Source organism: Pseudomonas khavaziana, from assembly GCF_019145205.1.
In the GTDB taxonomy this organism is placed as follows: domain Bacteria; phylum Pseudomonadota; class Gammaproteobacteria; order Pseudomonadales; family Pseudomonadaceae; genus Aquipseudomonas; species Aquipseudomonas khavaziana.
Map to the genome: position 1 here is coordinate 232,319 of NZ_JAHSTT010000003.1, position 15,872 is coordinate 248,190.

13 protein-coding genes and 1 tRNA gene are annotated in these 15,872 nt (G+C 58.9%); 4 read left to right on the forward strand and 10 right to left on the reverse strand.

Annotated elements, in window-relative coordinates; genetic code table 11:
• Positions 1 to 30: 30 nt before the first annotated feature.
• Together KVH01_RS09105 and KVH01_RS09110 are read right to left on the reverse strand one after the other, a co-directional pair.
• On the reverse strand, positions 31 to 783 hold the full coding sequence (locus tag KVH01_RS09105; RefSeq protein ID WP_003187758.1) for an ABC transporter substrate-binding protein: 753 nt from the start codon (positions 781 to 783) through the stop codon (positions 31 to 33).
• A 13-nt stretch (positions 784 to 796) separates the two neighbouring features.
• On the reverse strand, positions 797 to 1,570 hold the full coding sequence (locus KVH01_RS09110) for an ABC transporter ATP-binding protein (RefSeq protein ID WP_017738342.1): 774 nt from the start codon (positions 1,568 to 1,570) through the stop codon (positions 797 to 799).
• A 554-nt stretch (positions 1,571 to 2,124) separates the two neighbouring features.
• Here KVH01_RS09110 and gabP point away from each other — a divergent pair.
• Positions 2,125 to 3,516, forward strand: a complete 1,392-nt coding sequence (gene gabP, locus KVH01_RS09115; RefSeq protein WP_005783895.1) for a GABA permease — start codon at positions 2,125 to 2,127, stop codon at positions 3,514 to 3,516.
• Between the two features lie 565 nt (positions 3,517 to 4,081).
• On the opposite strand, the gene KVH01_RS09120 is transcribed toward gabP, so the two are convergent.
• Positions 4,082 to 4,495, reverse strand: coding sequence for a hypothetical protein (locus tag KVH01_RS09120; RefSeq protein ID WP_005783897.1), 414 nt, complete (start codon positions 4,493 to 4,495; stop codon positions 4,082 to 4,084).
• A gap of 157 nt (positions 4,496 to 4,652) precedes the next feature.
• Here KVH01_RS09120 and KVH01_RS09125 point away from each other — a divergent pair, with 157 nt between their 5' ends.
• Together KVH01_RS09125 and KVH01_RS09130 are read left to right on the forward strand one after the other, a co-directional pair.
• The gene (locus KVH01_RS09125) at positions 4,653 to 5,618 is read left to right on the forward strand and encodes an arsenic resistance protein (protein WP_217881224.1); all 966 of its coding nucleotides are present in this window, start codon (positions 4,653 to 4,655) and stop codon (positions 5,616 to 5,618) included.
• Between the two features lie 87 nt (positions 5,619 to 5,705).
• Positions 5,706 to 7,313: an ArnT family glycosyltransferase gene (locus KVH01_RS09130; RefSeq protein WP_217881225.1), complete on the forward strand. Its 1,608-nt coding sequence runs from the start codon at positions 5,706 to 5,708 to the stop codon at positions 7,311 to 7,313.
• A gap of 22 nt (positions 7,314 to 7,335) precedes the next feature.
• On the opposite strand, the gene KVH01_RS09135 is transcribed toward KVH01_RS09130, so the two are convergent.
• The 7 genes from KVH01_RS09135 to KVH01_RS09165 form a co-directional block, all read right to left on the reverse strand.
• Entirely contained in the window at positions 7,336 to 8,496 is a 1,161-nt protein-coding gene (locus tag KVH01_RS09135) for a Fic family protein (protein WP_043047305.1), read from the reverse strand.
• Between the two features lie 198 nt (positions 8,497 to 8,694).
• On the reverse strand, positions 8,695 to 9,366 hold the full coding sequence (locus KVH01_RS09140) for a hypothetical protein (RefSeq protein WP_043047304.1): 672 nt from the start codon (positions 9,364 to 9,366) through the stop codon (positions 8,695 to 8,697).
• A 92-nt stretch (positions 9,367 to 9,458) separates the two neighbouring features.
• Complete coding sequence (locus tag KVH01_RS09145; protein WP_217881226.1) at positions 9,459 to 9,893, reverse strand: TonB family protein; 435 nt, start codon at positions 9,891 to 9,893, stop codon at positions 9,459 to 9,461.
• A gap of 245 nt (positions 9,894 to 10,138) precedes the next feature.
• Positions 10,139 to 10,214, reverse strand: a tRNA-Phe gene (locus KVH01_RS09150).
• A 103-nt stretch (positions 10,215 to 10,317) separates the two neighbouring features.
• Positions 10,318 to 10,590: an oxidative damage protection protein gene (locus KVH01_RS09155; RefSeq protein ID WP_043047303.1), complete on the reverse strand. Its 273-nt coding sequence runs from the start codon at positions 10,588 to 10,590 to the stop codon at positions 10,318 to 10,320.
• A complete protein-coding gene (gene mutY, locus KVH01_RS09160; RefSeq protein WP_217881227.1) occupies positions 10,587 to 11,654 on the reverse strand; it encodes an A/G-specific adenine glycosylase in 1,068 nt (355 codons plus the stop codon). Before mutY ends, KVH01_RS09155 begins: the two co-directional genes overlap by 4 nt.
• Positions 11,651 to 13,873, reverse strand: a complete 2,223-nt coding sequence (locus KVH01_RS09165) for an AsmA family protein (protein ID WP_217881228.1) — start codon at positions 13,871 to 13,873, stop codon at positions 11,651 to 11,653. Before KVH01_RS09165 ends, mutY begins: the two co-directional genes overlap by 4 nt.
• Positions 13,874 to 14,199: 326 nt before the next feature.
• Between KVH01_RS09165 and KVH01_RS09170 the strand changes: the two genes are divergently transcribed.
• Entirely contained in the window at positions 14,200 to 15,861 is a 1,662-nt protein-coding gene (locus tag KVH01_RS09170) for an OFA family MFS transporter (protein WP_043047300.1), read from the forward strand.
• The last annotated feature ends 11 nt before the right edge of the window (positions 15,862 to 15,872 follow it).

Consider the following 15,872-nt stretch of genomic DNA (forward strand, 5'->3'; position numbering starts at 1 on the left):
CAACCGAGCGCACCGGGCAGGCCGTTCAGGTCATTCGATGCTGAACGGGAAGTACTTGTCGTTGATTTTCTTGTAGGTGCCGTCTGCCTTGATCTCTGCCAGGGCTTTGTTCAGGCGCTCGCGCAGCGGGTCGCCCTTGCGTACGGCGATACCGATCTTGTCGCTTTCCACCACCGGGTCGCCTTTGAATTCATAGGCCGAACCGTCTTTGCTCTTGAGCCACTCGTACTGCACGTACTTGTCGGCGAGGATGCCGTCCAGGCGCCCGGAGGTCAGGTCGAGGTAGGCGTTTTCCTGGGTGTCGTAGAGCTTGGCTTCGGTGTCCGGCAGCTTGTCTTCCAGGTAGGTACCGGCCAGCGTTGCGCGTTGTGCACCAATCACCTTGCCTTTGAGGTAAGCGGCGTCGGTCTTGAAGTCCGCTGTGGCTTTTGGTGCGATGAATTGCAGCTTGTTGGAGTAGTACGGGTCGGTGAAGTCGACGGCCTGCTTGCGTTCATCGGTGATCGACAGCGAGGACACCAGGAAGTCGAACTTCTTGGCGTTCAGGGCCGGGATGATGCCGTCCCAGTCGGACACGTACACTTCGCACTTCTCGACTTTCATCTTGGCGCACAGGGCGTCGCCGATGTCTTTGTCAAAACCCACGACATTGCCGCTGGCGTCTTTATTGTTGAACGGCGGGTAGGCCGCTTCGATCCCCATTTTCAAGGTTTCTGCCATGGCCGTGGCGCTGAACGCCATCGAGACGGCCGCAGCCAGAAGGAATTTTTTATAGTTCTGCATGCATGTTGCTCCGTTAGCGGTTGCTGGACATGAATTGTTTGCAGCGCGCCGAAAGCGGGTTTTCAAATACCTGCTGTGGCGATCCTTGCTCTTCTACCAGACCCTGGTGCAGGAACACCACTTCGCTGGACACCTGGCGGGCGAAGCCCATTTCATGGGTGACCAGCAGCATGGTGCGGCCTTCTTCGGCCAGTGCGCGGATCACATTAAGTACTTCCTGAACCATTTCCGGGTCAAGGGCCGAGGTGGGCTCATCGAACAGGATGACTTTAGGCTGCATGGCCAGGGTGCGTGCAATCGCCGCCCGCTGCTGCTGGCCGCCGGAGAGTTGGGCAGGGTAGGCGTGGCGCTTGTCGCTGATGCCGACCTTGGCCAGCAGGGCCTCGGCCACTTCTATCGCTTCGGCCTTGCTTTGGCCGAGCACGCGGCGTGGCGCCTCGATGATGTTGTCGAGGATGCTCATGTGCGGCCACAGGTTAAAGTTTTGAAACACAAAACCGATTTCGCTGCGCAGGCGGTTGATCTGCTTGCCGTCGGCGGCCATCAGCTCGCCGTTTTTCGCGGCCTTGAGCTTGAGTTCTTCACCGGCCACCAGGATCTGGCCCTGATGCGGGTTCTCCAGCAGGTTGATACAACGCAGGAAGGTGGACTTGCCGGAACCGGAAGAACCCAGGATCGAGATCACGTCGCCGTCGCGTGCGGTCAGCGAGATACCCTTGAGTACCTCCAGCTCACCATAGCGTTTATGCAAGTTGCGGATTTCAAGCGCGGGCGTGGCCTCGGCCATGTGCGGTCCTCATTGTGTTCGTTGCGTGCTTCGCTGTTGGGCCGCCTTCCTGGCGAGGCGCCAAGCTAGCATAGCGTTTGGATGACAGCCAACAGCGCTGCGGACGGTTAACCGGTGGTCTGCGGCAGGGTGTCGCATCGGCACAGTAGCGTGTCGCGCCATCAACAACCGAACAGCCGTTTGAACCGGAAAAGCCACAGGCTTCGCGTAAAAAAGGGCGCGATGGTGCCAGCTTTGGCCGGGTGTTGGAAGGGTTAACCGGGCAAACGGTCCATATCAGTCCTTATATGGAGCGTCACGCACTTTTTGTGTGTGTTTTTGGTGCGCCTGTTCGTCTTGGATGTGGGTCGCACGGTAACGCTATAGCGGAATGCCATTGTTCTCAAAGACTTGCGATGACTGTTGAATTGTCCTACAGGCCGCGTCAATCGTGGTTTCGTAATATTTTGGCGCAAATCTTGCGTAAAAAATAAAGAACGCCCTGTTGGTTTCTTTTCACGAGAGAGGCAGCAACTGGGCGAACCGTTTTCGCAATTCCTCGCAAAGGTGTGTCAATGAGTAGTACGCAAAGCTCCAATGACCTCGAACAGGGGCTCAAACCGCGTCACGTCACCATGCTGTCGATTGCCGGCGTGATCGGTGCCGGTTTGTTTGTTGGCTCCGGCCATGCGATTGCTGCCGCCGGCCCCGCCGTGCTGCTGGCCTACGCGGCCGCCGGTACGTTGGTGGTGCTGGTGATGCGGATGCTGGCCGAGATGGCTGTTGCGTCACCCGATACCGGTTCGTTCTCTACCTATGCCGACCGCGCAATTGGTCACTGGGCTGGGTTTACCATTGGTTGGTTGTACTGGTGGTTCTGGGTGCTGGTGATTCCGTTGGAAGCCAACGCGGCGGCGACCATCCTGCATGCCTGGTTCCCCGATGTGGCGATTTGGGTGTTTACCCTGGTCATTACGTTGTTGCTGACGGCAACCAACCTGTTCAGCGTGAAGAACTACGGTGAGTTCGAGTTCTGGTTTGCATTGATTAAAGTCGTGGCCATCGTCGGCTTTGTAATCCTCGGCCTAGCCGCGATTTTCGGCTTTTTGCCCACCAGCCAGGTCAGCGGTGTTTCGCACCTGTTCGATACCCAGGGCTTTATGCCTAATGGGATGGGCGCGGTTCTGGCAGCGATCCTGACCACCATGTTCTCGTTCATGGGCACTGAGATCGTGACCATCGCTGCAGCGGAATCCAAGAACCCCGGCCAGCAAATCACCAAGGCCACCAACTCGGTCATCTGGCGGATTGGTTTGTTCTACCTGCTGTCGATCTTCATTGTCGTGTCGCTGGTGCCTTGGAACGATCCGACCCTGGCCGCCGTAGGTTCCTACCAGACGGTACTTGAGCGCATGGGCATCCCGAATGCCAAGCTGATTGTCGACCTGGTGGTGCTGGTGGCTGTTACCAGTTGCCTCAACTCGGCGCTCTACACCGCCTCGCGTATGTTGTTCTCCCTCGGGCGTCGCGGTGATGCACCAGCGGTGGCCAAGCGCACCAACAAAAGTGGTACACCTTATTGGGCGGTGTTGCTGTCCACCGGTGCGGCGTTCCTGGCGGTATTTGCCAACTACGTGGCCCCGGCGGCCGTGTTCGAATTCCTGCTGGCCAGCTCCGGCGCCATTGCGTTGCTGGTGTACCTGGTGATTGCCGTGTCGCAACTGCGTATGCGTCAAAAGCGTGCGGCGGCGGGCGAGAAGATCGTGTTCAAGATGTGGCTGTTTCCTGGCCTGACGTACGCCGTGATGGTGTTTATCGTCGGTACGTTGACCATCATGCTGTTCCAGGAAGCGCACCGGGTCGAGATCATCGCGACGGGAGTGTTGAGCTTGCTGGTGGTGTTGGCGGGGTTGTTCGTGGCGAGCCGCCGCAAGGCCCAGAAGGTAGGCGCAGCAGTGCTCAACTGACGGAATGTGATGCAAATGTGGGAGGGGGCTTGCTCCCGATGGCGGTGTGTCAGTCACTTGGATGTTGACTGAGACTCTGCCATCGGGAGCAAGCCCCCTCCCACATTTTGATATGGGTCAGTCTGCTGAGGTTGTCAGCGACTGAGATGCTGAGCTTGCAGGTGGTATTGGTAGTGGCGAGCTGCGACAAGGCCCAGAAATCAGGCGCAGCAGTGCTCAACTGACGGAATGTGGTGCAAATGTGGGAGGGGGCTTGCTCCCGATGGCGGTGTGTCAGTCACTTGGATGTTGACTGAGACTCTGCCATCGGGAGCAAGCCCCCTCCCACATTTTGATACGCGTCAGTCTGCTGAGGTTGTCAGTGACTGAGATGCTGAGCTTGCAGGTGGTATTGGTAGTGGCGAGCTGCGACAAGGCCCAGAAATCAGGCGCAGCAGTGCTCAACTGACGGGATGTGACGCAAATGTGGGAGGGGGCTTGCTCCCGATGGCGGTGTGTCAGTCACTTGGATGTTGACTGAGACTCTGCCATCGGGAGCAAGCCCCCTCCCACATTTTGATATGGGTCAGTCTGTTGAGGCTGTCAGCGCTTGGGATGCTGCCACGTAGTCCGCCTGGAACTGCGGCGATTCGATCCATGCCAGCGCAGCGGCCTCGTCATCGCTGTCTGTCGCCCACTGCCGATATTCAATCAGCGCCGCCAGGATAAAGTCGGTCGCTTCCTCTTCGCCTTCCTGCTCCAGCACCAGCGCCAGCAGCGGGTGCGCCAGGAATACCGCGCACAGTGCCTGCTGGCTGATCTCGCCTGCGGTGCGCATCTCGACGAACAGTTCGGTCAAGTCCACCGACTCAAGATCGATGCGGCTGTCGTCGCCGGCGAACGCATCCGGCTTGGCCGCGACAGCGCGCTGGGTGCGGTTTTGCTTGGCCTTGGTCTTTGCCCGCTGGGCGCGTTTTTGCTGCTTGTTCGGCGAGGCCATGGGCTCAACGTCCTTGGGTTCTGGATCTGGGTGGGGTATTGAAGCGCAGGTTGGGGTAAATCCCAAGGAAATCCGGGCGGATCTGGTCGTTCATCGCGCTCGACCGTCAGGCCATAGATCAATAGGCTACGGCTTTGTCATCCGCCAGAGCGTCCTCATGACCCGCGATGCCCTTGAGCATAACCAGATCCCCTTCTATTTTGTCGCCATCCTGCTGGCCGCTGCCTGTGGTGTGTTCGCGCCGGTACTGGCTCACGGTTTGAACGTATTGATCACACCCGCCATCGCGGTATTGATGTACGCGATGTTCCTGCAAATTCCTTTCCTCGATCTGCGCCAGGGTTTGGGCAATATCCGCTTTGTCTCGGCGCTGTTGCTGGCCAACTTTGTTCTGGTGCCATTACTGGTGTGGGCGCTGACCCGTGGTCTGTTGGAGCATCCCGCGCTGTTGGTGGGGGCATTACTGGTGTTGTTGACGCCCTGTATTGATTACGTGGTGGTGTTCACCCACATCGGCAAGGGCGACTCGCGGTCGATGCTGGCGGCCACGCCGTTGTTATTGCTGCTGCAGTTGGCACTGCTGCCGGTGTACCTGGGCTTTATGCTGGGCGCGCACTCGGGAGTGGTGGTTCAGATCGGCCCGTTTATCGAGGCATTCCTGTGGTTGATCGTGGTGCCGATGCTGCTGGCCGTGCTGACGGCCTACCTGGCGCGGCGATCAACGCTTGTCGGCAAATGGAGCAATGCGTGGGCCTGGTTGCCGGTGCCGACGATGGCCCTGGTGCTGTTCGTGGTGATTGGGTCGCAGATCACGTCAGTGATGCGCGACATCGACCTGCTGCTGCCGGTGCTTGCGATCTATCTGGGCTTTGTACTGCTGGCGCCGTTGATGGGGATCCTCGCTGCACGGCTATTTGCGCTGCCTGCGCCAAGCGCGCGGGCGGTGACGTTCAGTGCGTCAACGCGCAACTCGCTGGTGGTATTGCCGTTGGCGCTGGCCTTGCCGGAGGACGTGCGCGGGTTGGCTGCCGCGGCGGTGATCCTGCAAACCCTGGTCGAGCTGGTGGCCGAGTTGGTCTACGTTCGCCTGATCCCGGCAGTGGTGTGGCACTCAAGTCGGTAAAAACGTGAATGTTCAGGTTCGTTCAGGCGCTATTCAGGGCTGCGGTCGGCACCATACGCCAGCGCTTCCCACCTGACAGGTCACCCGATGGATCATCGCAACCGTATTCGCCTGGAGTCCCTGGGCCTCTTTCTGATTGCCCTGTTGTTGTTCACGTTGGGAATCTGGGATCAGCAGCCCCAGGGCTTTGATGGGCGCTGGGCGTTGTTCATGCAGGAAATGTTTCGCCACGGCGCAAGCTTTTTTCCCACCACCTACGGTCAGCCTTACGCGGACTACCCAGGCACTGCGACTTTCTTCAGTTTTGTATTCGCCCGCTGGTTTGATGCACCGAATCATTTGGCGAATGTATTGCCCACCGCGCTTGCGTCGGCCGGTGTGATCGCGCTGATGTACCGCTTGCTGGCGCCGTTCAGTCGTCCATGGGCGTTTTTGACGGCGTTGCTGACGCTACTCACCACCCAGTTGCTCGAAAAGTCGCGCTCGGTCTGCCTCGACCAGATGATCGCGCTGTTGTGTGTCGGCAGTTTCTATCTGCTGCACAGTGGCGAGCGCCAGGGGTCGCGCCTGCGGCAACTGGCGGTGTTCCCGTTGTTCGTCCTGGCTTTTGCAATCCGTGGCCCGCTGGGGTTGATTGAGGTCTGTGGGGTGGTGTGCGTGTATTGGGCGCTGGGCAGGCCGGGCGAGCGCGTTCGGCAAGTGCTGATCCACGGCGTTATCGGCCTGGTGCTGCTCGCGGTGTGCTGGTGGCTGCTGATGAAGCTTGCGCGGTTCAGTGGCGGTGATGCCTTTGCTGATGAAGTGTTCAAGATGCAGGTTGGCGGGCGCCTGGATGAGTCCGGCGAGCCATTCTATTTTTACTTTCAGCTGAGTTTGTACCGTTACTTTCCGGTGGTGCCGCTGGCGTTGGCCACCCTGGTCGCGCTGCGCCATCGCTGGCCTGAGCGCTGGGCCCATGAGGACCTGCAACTGCTGGTGCGTCTCGCAGCCTGTGGCTTGATGATTCTGCTCGGCTTGTCAGTGCCGCACTTCAAGCGCGCTTATTACATCTTGCCGATGGTGCCGATGTTTGCGGCTGTCGCGGCCTATGGGCTGCTCCAGGCGCAAGGTTGGCTGGTGGGCGTGCGCCGTTGTTACGAAGGGCTTGTCGTAGCGCTGCCGGCGTTGTGTGTGGTTGTGTTGTTTGTGTGTCGGCATGCTTGGCACAAGCAGGGCTATTGGCCGGATATTTCCTTGCCGCTGATGATTGGTGTGTTGGTGTTGCTGCAACTCGCAGCGTTGATTGCCTGGCGCCGGCCGTTGCGTTTGGTATGGCTCAGCGTGATAGCACTGGCGGCGCAATGGTCGTTGCTGGTAGCGGTGATAGAGCCGGCCAAGGACCTGCAATTCGACACCCGACGGTTTGTCAGCCAGGTGGAGGCACTACGTGAGTCGCAGCCTGGCCCTTTGGTATTTGTCGACCTGGCCCGAGACACCTGGGCGGTGCGCTACATGATGAACCTGGATCACGATGAGCAGCCACTGTTTGTCGAGCGTCACCAGCTTGAGCAACTGAGTGCGCTGCCCCGGCCATCCTGGGTGATTGTGCCGCGCAAGGAGACTGCGCTGTTGAAAGGCTCGCCAGTGGAGCAACTGTCGCCAAGCTTTGCGGGGCGGTTGAATGACAATCCGTTGATGGTGTTTTTGCTGAAGTGAGGGGGCAACTTGGCGGGCCCCCTCATGGATAAGGTTTGTCCAGCTGCTCAGGAATAAAGCCTTCTTCGCGCAGGGATTTGATAACCCCTCTGATCAAATAATTATTTGAGAACCCGATTGTGTACTGCCGAGCACCTGGACTGATGGGAAGCAGCATCCCTTGGTCGACCAGTTTTTTTATTTGATAGGTTCTTTGGGCGGCGGACAGTGTCGGTAGAGCGTCAGCGATATCGCCCGACTTGACCACCTTCAGTTGCATCGCCGTGCTCAGAATTTTCTCTTCAAGAGGCGTTATCCATGCGCGGTCTTTCGCCAATGCAATGGTGGGGGCAAGAATGTGCCTGGTCAGGTAGCCGTAGTCCGTCAGCCTGCTGACTTTCTCTAATTCATCTCTAATGCCTGCCAGCACATACGTACACCAAGCCTCAAGGCCTTCCTTGGTGCCTGTGTCAGCGGTGGAAAGCATCGCGTAATACTTTTCGCGGTCGATACAGAAGACTGCCGTCGGATTCAGGACTCGGCCGCCAGCGCTGACGTTGAAGCCGTACTTCATCAACATTGCGTACGTCAGAAGGCGCACGACGCGGCCATTGCCGTTGCCAAATGGGTGGATCCAGCCAAACCGGTGGTGGGCCAGCGCGACTTTCATCAGATCGTACTTGGGGGCATCCTGCTTATTCACAAAGGCGACGAGTTCTTGCATGTAGCCTGGCACCATCACCGCCTCGGGCGGGAGGTGATCGGACTGGGCAATGCTGACCCCGGACTCGCGGTAAGCACCTGGCGTACGATCACCTTCGCGTTGCAGTCCCTGGACGGTGATTGAGTGAAGCTCTCGAATCGCAAACTCCGTGAGATCAGCGCCGGTCTGCATGATGCTTTCGACGTAGTCCATGGCCTTTTCGATATTCGCAATTTCCCGCAACGGATCTGAAGCCTCGGCGGCCCCTTCGACTTTGCTTTCGATGTAGTCGGCCAGTGTCGTGTGGTTGCCCTCGATACGTGCAGAGCCCAGGCTTTCCAGCGTATGAAACAGGGCTTTCAACTGGAAAAAAACAGCAGGCGGTGTATCGCCACCCAGTTGCAGGCGGCGCAGGTGTTCCAGCTCGCTCAGAACATCAACCAGGCCCGAGTCGAACGAGGGGTTCAATAGCTCCAGATCGTGATGAGCAAACTCGGGCATATGGAAAGTATCTCCAATTGATATTTTGATTATCTCGAAATAAGGCTGATTTGATGCCCGTAGGGAAGGCGTTAGGGGCCTGATGAGGCCCTACACTATCTCAAAAAATCAGTTCGGATAAGTGAAAAATATCCCAAATGAAACTAGGTCGGGTCGGCTTTGGTCAGGGTGCCCAAGCTGTATCCGGACGGGAGCAAGCTATTTGCAGCGATACCCCTCAGGCATCGTCACCGTGTAATTGCGCTGCACGCGGTCCTGGAAGTTCAGGTTCTGCAGGCCTTGCTGCACCAGGAAGGCTTCGACCTTGGCCGCCTGGCAATCGTCGTTATAGGACGATACTCGCAGCACGTACACCGCACGCCTGCTCGCTTCATCCCGAGCGGTAGCCCGGAAGGTGGTGAGGGTGGTGTAGCCGGTGCGTTCCGATGTGCCCACCGGGCCATAGGAGGTGTTCGGGACGCTGGTGCAGGTCAGTTGGTCGGTTTTCTTCTTGTTCTTTTTGCACTGCGTGGTCGTGCTGTTTGCCACCGGGCCATAGTCGGTAGCGGTGTAGCGGTAAGTGACCTGCTTGCTTTCGACATCAAGAGTGATGGTCATTTTGATCGGTGCATGGTTCTTGGGCAGTGTGGTGTCGGTAAAGACATTGCGAAAGCCCTGGTCCTTCATGGCGCTGACCATGTCGCGCAGGTAGTAGCGGGCATTGAGTGCGTTTTCGTCGCTGCCACCGACAGACGTCACCAATACGGTTGCCTGGCGGTCGAAGTGATAGTCCGGATCGGGTGTTGCGTTGATCGCTACGTCCATTTGCGTGGCGCATCCACTGAGTAGTGCTGTCAGCAGTAATAGCGAGCAGAGCAAGAGGCGTGTCATGAAAGAAACCTTACAGCTGTGAATTAGGTAAAGGGTGAACGATTGAAGCCAGCGAAAAAAAAGCCTCAATCGCTTTGCGCAAAGAGGCTCGGTCAATCCGTTACCGTATTGCGCTCTACTGCCTCAATGGCGCCCTGGCGCGCCGCTTGCCCTGCGCAGGTTGGGGTCAGGCAGTATACGAAGGGAGCGCGCACCTCGACTTCGCCATCCTTGAGAACTGACGCAGGCGGAGCAGGCATTGGCGATGCTGCTGGGAGAAAAGCCTGCACGGCAGCGACAAAAAGCTCAGAGCCTGAGTGACTGATGACGCGCTGACGCAACAAGTTGCCGCGGGCATCGATGATGAACTCGATATTGACTTGACCCTCCAGCCCCTGCATCTGAGCGTTTGCCGGGTAAAATTTGAACAGTTGTATATGGCTTATCAACTGTTGTTCCCATAACTGCTGTTCTGCCAGTTGTTCAGGGGAAGGGGTCCTTGCACAGGCGCCAAGCAGAAGGGCAAGTGCGATCCAGCAATACTTCATGAATATCTCCTTGAATTTTTCTGCATCCGTACTATCCAGCGACCCAGGGTACTTTAGCTCCATGCTCTTGAAGGGCTCATCCCTTCGACGGCTATGCCGATGGACTTAATCGGTGCCGGTATCGTGATTGCCTGATTCAAGGCGCTCCTGCTCGGGATCCAGGTCCAGGGTTATCCAGAGCCCATTAAATCGCAGGCAATAAAAAACCCCAAGGACACATTGTTCCTTGGGGTTTTTCGGTATTTTGGTGCCCAGAGACGGAATCGAACCGCCGACACGGGGATTTTCAATCCCCTGCTCTACCGACTGAGCTATCTGGGCAACGGGGCGCATTAAACGGGTTTTTCAGGGGGTCGTCAAGCAAGTTTTCAAAAAATATTTAATTATTACCGTCGCTTACGTGCAGACCCCGGTTTTTGATCAATTATTGAGCAGGCGGCACGTAGCCGTCAGCCTTGGCGTATTCCTCGCCGGAAAAGAACTTGTCCATTTCGCCCGCCAGGTATTTGCGGTCTTCGGCGTTCATCATGTTCAGGCGTTTTTCATTGATCAGCAGGGTCTGGTGTTTCAACCAGTCGCCCCAGGCTTTGGCGGATACGTTGTCGTAAATGTCCTGGCCCTTGGCGCCCGGATAGGGAGGGCGTTCCAGTCCTTCCAGTTCTTCTTTGTACTTGCGGCACATTACGGTGCGGGTCATGACGAAACTCCTGCGTTCAATACGTCGGCCGCGCGCTTGAGCAACGTCTTTACCGGAGCGGCAAGGCCCAGGCGCGGCGGGGTGGCGAGGTTATACCAGAGCCAGTCGGCCTCGGCCACGTGATGGGCGGATTCCTCGACCTGGACCAGCCAGGGTTCGATGGCCAACTGGAAGTGGCTGAAGGTGTGGACCAGCCCGGGGAGCTCCTGATGCTTGCCCAGTTGCAGCGCGTGCTGGTTGGCCAGGTGATCGAGGTCTTCCAGGTCGTCCAGTTCCGGCAAGCTCCACAAACCGCCCCACAGGCCCGTGGAAGGACGACGGTAGAGCAGAATCGCGCCCTCGCTGTTCGCCAGCATCGGCATCAGCGTGCGCTTCTGTGGGATGGCCTTGCGCGGCTTGGGGATCGGGTAGCGTGTCTCCAGGCCAAGCATGTGGGCCTCGCAGCCTTTTTCCAGCGGGCACAGCAGGCAGCTGGGTTTGCTGCGGGTGCAGAGCGTGGCGCCCATGTCCATCATCGCCTGGGTGTAGGCGTTGACACGGGTATAGGGCGTAAAGCGCTCTGCGGTGGCCCACAGCTGCTTGGCCACCTTGGGCTCGCCTGGGTAACCCTCTTGCGCGGTAAAGCGCGCCAGCACGCGCTTGACGTTGCCGTCGAGGATCGGCGCGCGCAGGCCCATGCTCAGGCTGGCGATTGCACCGGCGGTGGACAGGCCAATGCCTGGCAGCTCGGTGAGCTTTTCCACGTCGCGGGGAAACTCGCCGCCGTGCTCGTTCACCACGATCTTGGCGGTCTTCTGCAGGTTGCGCGCCCGGGTGTAGTAGCCCAGGCCGGTCCACAGGTGCAGCACTTCGTCTTCCGGCGCGGCCGCCAGGGCTTCGACCGTCGGCAGAGACGCCATGAACCGGTCGAAGTAATTGAGCACGGTGCTGACCTGGGTCTGTTGCAGCATGATCTCCGACACCCACACCCGGTAAGGTGTGATGCCCTGTTGCCAGGGCAGGTCATGGCGGCCGTGGCGGTCGTACCAGTCGAGTACCGCCGCTGAAAACTGCTCGTCTCTCATCGGTTGAACAGGCCTTTCAAAGCGTCCTTGATTTTTGGATTGACCTTGTCGAGCTTCTCTTCGAGCTTCTCGTTCAGGCGATTGCCGGCAGCCTTGAGGGCGACCTGACCAAGGCCATCCTTGTCCAGACGGCAGGCCTTGGCGCCCAGCTCCAGCGGGCCGCGACAGCGCAGCGGAACTTCAATGCCCTGGAAATTGGCGCCAACCTGGCAGGCCGGGTCTGGCACCTCGCGCTGGTCGCCTTCGACGATGATGCCGACGCGGTAGTCCATGCCCAGCACGCGCAAGTCGACATCGCCATTGCCATTGACCGTCAGCCCTGGGATACGCACTTTCAGGTCGGGGTTGCTGGCCACGCCGTTACGGAACGTCAGATTGCCGCGCAGTTCCTGGAAGGGTGTGTCCTTGCCCGGTGGCGTATTGCTCAAGGTCTTGCGGTTGAGCAGGGCGATACCGGTGCAGACCTGTTGCTCAATGTTGGCGTTGAGCAGCACGCCATTATTGATCACAAAGCTGGCGGTACCGTTGAGGCTGTCGATCAGCGCCTTCTGGCTGTTGCCACGCCCGGTCAGATTGCTGTCCAGGGTGACCTGGCCTTTTACTGGCGGGTTTTTCCCCTGGGCTTGCAGGATCTTTTCCACCGGCACTTGCTTGATTTGGGTTCGCAGCGCCAGCAGTGGCAGGTCCTGGCGCACATCGAGCGTGCCGTTGGCCTGGAAGGTGCCGTTGTAGAGCCCGCCACTCAAGCTGTCGAGCTTGAGCTGGCCGTCGATACCCGAAGCTTTCAGCGCCGCGTTCTGGATCGGCAACTGGCTCAGGGTGAGTTGGCCGAACGCCAGGTCGGCGTTTATATCCAGGCTGCGCAGGCGGGTCAGTGGCAGCAGCTTGTCGGTGCTCCAGGCGCCTTTGGTTGGTGCGTCCGGCAATGGCGTGCTGCCCCCGGCTGCCATGGCGCCGGCTTCGCTGCTTTGCACTTCGGCCTGGCGTGCGGCGGTTGCGCCTTTGGCCGCTTCGGATTTGGCCGGCAGGTAATTGTCAGCGTTGAAGGTATCGGCCTTGAGTTGTAAACGCAGGGACTGCTTGGCGAAATCGTCCACAGCGACGCGGCCAGTGAAAGTGCTTTCGTCAAGTTTCAGGTTCAGGTTTTCCAGGGCCATGCTGGTGGGCGTGCCCTTCAGACGGCTGACCAGTTCGACCTTGCTCAGGCTGCCCGGGGCCATAGCCGGCAATGGGTGACCGACGCTGTCGAGAAACTTGGCCAGGTCAAACTGGGCGACAGACAGGGCGCCGCTGATTTGCGGGGTCTTGTCCAGGTCATTGACCTTCAATTCGCCCAACGCGCGTAACTGGTTGGCAGAAAGTTTCAGGTTGGTCCATTCGGCGATGTTGGCTGCCAGGTCCACCAGCAGTTGGCCCTGGGTGGAGAAACTTACGGTCTTGCCCTGCAGCGGCTCGCCGGTGGCTTCGCCGCTCAAGCGCATGTCTTCGAACTGGTAGCGCTTGAGGGCACGCTGGATGCGCAAGTTGCCGTTCAGCTCGGTCTTGACGCGCATCAGCGGCTGGTTGCTGCCCAGGAACGCGGTGAGTTTCAGTGGAATGCTGGCGCCTTCGTGGATCGCACCGGCACTGAGCTGGATGCTTTCGGCACTGAATTGCTTGCCGGTCTGTTCGTCGTTGTATTCGACGCGGGCGTTGTTGATGGTCAGGCTGTCGATATCCAGGCGGATCGGTTGCGGTGGTTTCTCCGGCTTGGTTTCAGCCACCGGTTCCACTGGCGCAGGCGCGGCTGCGGGGGCCTCGGCAGTCGCATCGGGTACGTTCTTGCCGATGTCTTCCCAGTTGCCATGGCCTTGCTTGTCGCGGTTCAGGCGCAGGTTCAGGCCCTCGACGCGCACATCGCTCATTTGCACTTCACGGCGCAGCAGCGGCAGCACGCGCACCGACAGGCCAAGCATCTGCAAGTCGGCGAATGGTTGAGTCGGTGCGGTCAGGGTCGCGACGCTGGCTTCGTGCAACTCCAGGCCCAGCCAGGGGAACAGGCTCCAACCGATATCGCCATTGAGCGTCAGCTCGATGTGGGCCTTGTCGCGGGCTATCTGGCGAATTTCTTCTTTGTAGTCGTTGGGATCGAAGAGGTGGGTCAGGGCAAAGCCGAGCGCCACAATGATCAGCAACAGCCCGAGAAGTACCAGACCCAGGATTTTGCCGAACGCTTTCATGGGCGAGTCCTTGTATGTCGATTTCAAAATTTAGCCGCAGAGTATAACGCCCGGCGGCCTGCGTCAGTTCACGCATCGTTACATTGTATCCAGTGACGCGAAAATAGGATTTTGACGTCAGAAAAATGCAGATAATCCAAAAAAGGTAGTGGCAGTTTGATTTTTCTGTCATCCACTGGTGCTAATCTCTGCACGTTCGTCCGCCTTCTGCGACTTAACGTCGCGCCTAAAAGGGAGCTTCACTCAACAAAACGGCCACGCTTTGCGTGCAAGGCCGAGGGAGAGAGCGCCTGACGGACGCATATTAATAAATGGGGGAAACACCAATGAGCACTAGCACTGTGGCCGGCGCCGTCGCCGCACAGCCCGCGTTCCTGTCCAAGGAACGCATCATCGCCAAGCCGGGGTTCAACCGCTGGCTGGTTCCACCGGCCGCCCTGGCCATCCACTTGTGTATCGGCATGGCCTACGGTTTTTCCGTATTCTGGCTGCCATTGTCCAAGGCGCTGGGGATCAGCGCACCGGTGGCCTGCGCGCCGGACATGAGCTTCATCGCCCAAGTCTTCTCGTCTCAATGCGATTGGCCCATCTCCATGCTGGGCTGGATCTACACCCTGTTCTTCATCTTCCTGGGCTGCTCGGCAGCGATCTGGGGCGGTTGGCTGGAACATGCCGGGCCGCGCAAGGCCGGGGTTGTCTCGGCACTGTGCTGGTGCGGTGGCTTGCTGATTTCTGCGCTGGGTATCTATACCCACCAGATCTGGCTGATGTGGATCGGCTCCGGGGTCATTGGTGGTATCGGTCTGGGCCTGGGCTATATCTCGCCCGTATCGACCCTGATCAAGTGGTTCCCGGACAAGCGCGGCATGGCGACCGGCATGGCGATCATGGGCTTCGGCGGTGGCGCGATGGTGGGCGCACCCCTGGCCGCAGCGCTGATGGGCCACTTCTCTTCACCGACCAGCGTGGGCGTGTGGCAGAGCTTCGTGGTCATGGCGGCGATTTACTTCGTGTTCATGATCGGTGGCGCATTGCTGTACCGCGTGCCGCCGACCGGCTGGAAGCCTGAGGGTTGGACCGCGCCGGCGAAAAAAGCCAGCAACGCGATGATCACTCATCGCCACGTGCATGTGAATGTCGCGTGGAAAACCCCGCAATTCCGCCTGGTATGGCTGGTGTTGTGCCTGAACGTATCGGCCGGTATCGGCATCCTCGGCATGGCCTCGCCACTGTTGCAGGAAGTGTTCGGCGGCAAGCTGCTGGGTGTTGATGTGCCATTTGGCCAGTTGGACGCCGGTCAGCTTGCCTCCATTGCGGCGATTGCCGCTGGCTTTACTGGCCTGCTGAGCCTGTTCAACATCGGGGGCCGGTTCTTCTGGGCGTCGTTCTCCGATTACCTGGGGCGTAAAAATACCTACTTCGTGTTCTTTGCACTGGGTTTTGCCCTGTACGCGCTGATCCCGAACCTGGGGCACCTGGGTAACGTCGCGCTGTTCGTGGCTGCGTTCTGCATCGTGCTGTCGATGTACGGTGGTGGTTTTGCCACCGTCCCGGCTTACCTGGCTGACCTGTTCGGTACTCAGATGGTGGGTGCCATCCACGGTCGCCTGCTGACCGCTTGGGCGGCTGCGGGCGTGTTGGGGCCGGTTCTGGTGAACTACCTGCGTGAATACCAGCTGAGCATCGGCGTTGAACGCGCTGCGGCCTACGATATCACCTTGTATATCCTCGCCGGCCTGCTGGTGCTGGGCTTTATCTGCAATATGCTGGTACGCCCGGTGGCCGACAAGTACTTCATGACTGACGCCGAACTGGCCGCCGAACAGGCGCTCGGGCATGACAAAGGTGCCGATGCGACCACCGTGCTGGAGTGGAAAGCGTCCGCCGGTAGCAAGCCGTTGGCGGTTGCCGCCTGGCTGGTGGTGGGTATTCCGTTGGCGTGGGGTGTGTGGGTAACCCTGCAGAAGACCGCGGTACTGTTCCACTAACACTGCAAACC

Excerpts from the sequence above, each read along its gene's own strand:
- KVH01_RS09105 (WP_003187758.1), bottom strand. The coding sequence starts at position 783 with ATGCAGAACTATAAAAAATTCCTTCTGGCTGCGGCCGTCTCGATGGCG.
- KVH01_RS09110 (WP_017738342.1), bottom strand. The coding sequence starts at position 1,570 with ATGGCCGAGGCCACGCCCGCGCTTGAAATCCGCAACTTGCATAAACGC.
- gabP (WP_005783895.1), top strand. The coding sequence starts at position 2,125 with ATGAGTAGTACGCAAAGCTCCAATGACCTCGAACAGGGGCTCAAACCG.
- KVH01_RS09120 (WP_005783897.1), bottom strand. The coding sequence starts at position 4,495 with ATGGCCTCGCCGAACAAGCAGCAAAAACGCGCCCAGCGGGCAAAGACC.
- KVH01_RS09125 (WP_217881224.1), top strand. The coding sequence starts at position 4,653 with ATGACCCGCGATGCCCTTGAGCATAACCAGATCCCCTTCTATTTTGTC.
- KVH01_RS09130 (WP_217881225.1), top strand. The coding sequence starts at position 5,706 with ATGGATCATCGCAACCGTATTCGCCTGGAGTCCCTGGGCCTCTTTCTG.
- KVH01_RS09135 (WP_043047305.1), bottom strand. The coding sequence starts at position 8,496 with ATGCCCGAGTTTGCTCATCACGATCTGGAGCTATTGAACCCCTCGTTC.
- KVH01_RS09140 (WP_043047304.1), bottom strand. The coding sequence starts at position 9,366 with ATGACACGCCTCTTGCTCTGCTCGCTATTACTGCTGACAGCACTACTC.
- KVH01_RS09145 (WP_217881226.1), bottom strand. The coding sequence starts at position 9,893 with ATGAAGTATTGCTGGATCGCACTTGCCCTTCTGCTTGGCGCCTGTGCA.
- KVH01_RS09155 (WP_043047303.1), bottom strand. The coding sequence starts at position 10,590 with ATGACCCGCACCGTAATGTGCCGCAAGTACAAAGAAGAACTGGAAGGA.
- mutY (WP_217881227.1), bottom strand. The coding sequence starts at position 11,654 with ATGAGAGACGAGCAGTTTTCAGCGGCGGTACTCGACTGGTACGACCGC.
- KVH01_RS09165 (WP_217881228.1), bottom strand. The coding sequence starts at position 13,873 with ATGAAAGCGTTCGGCAAAATCCTGGGTCTGGTACTTCTCGGGCTGTTG.
- KVH01_RS09170 (WP_043047300.1), top strand. The coding sequence starts at position 14,200 with ATGAGCACTAGCACTGTGGCCGGCGCCGTCGCCGCACAGCCCGCGTTC.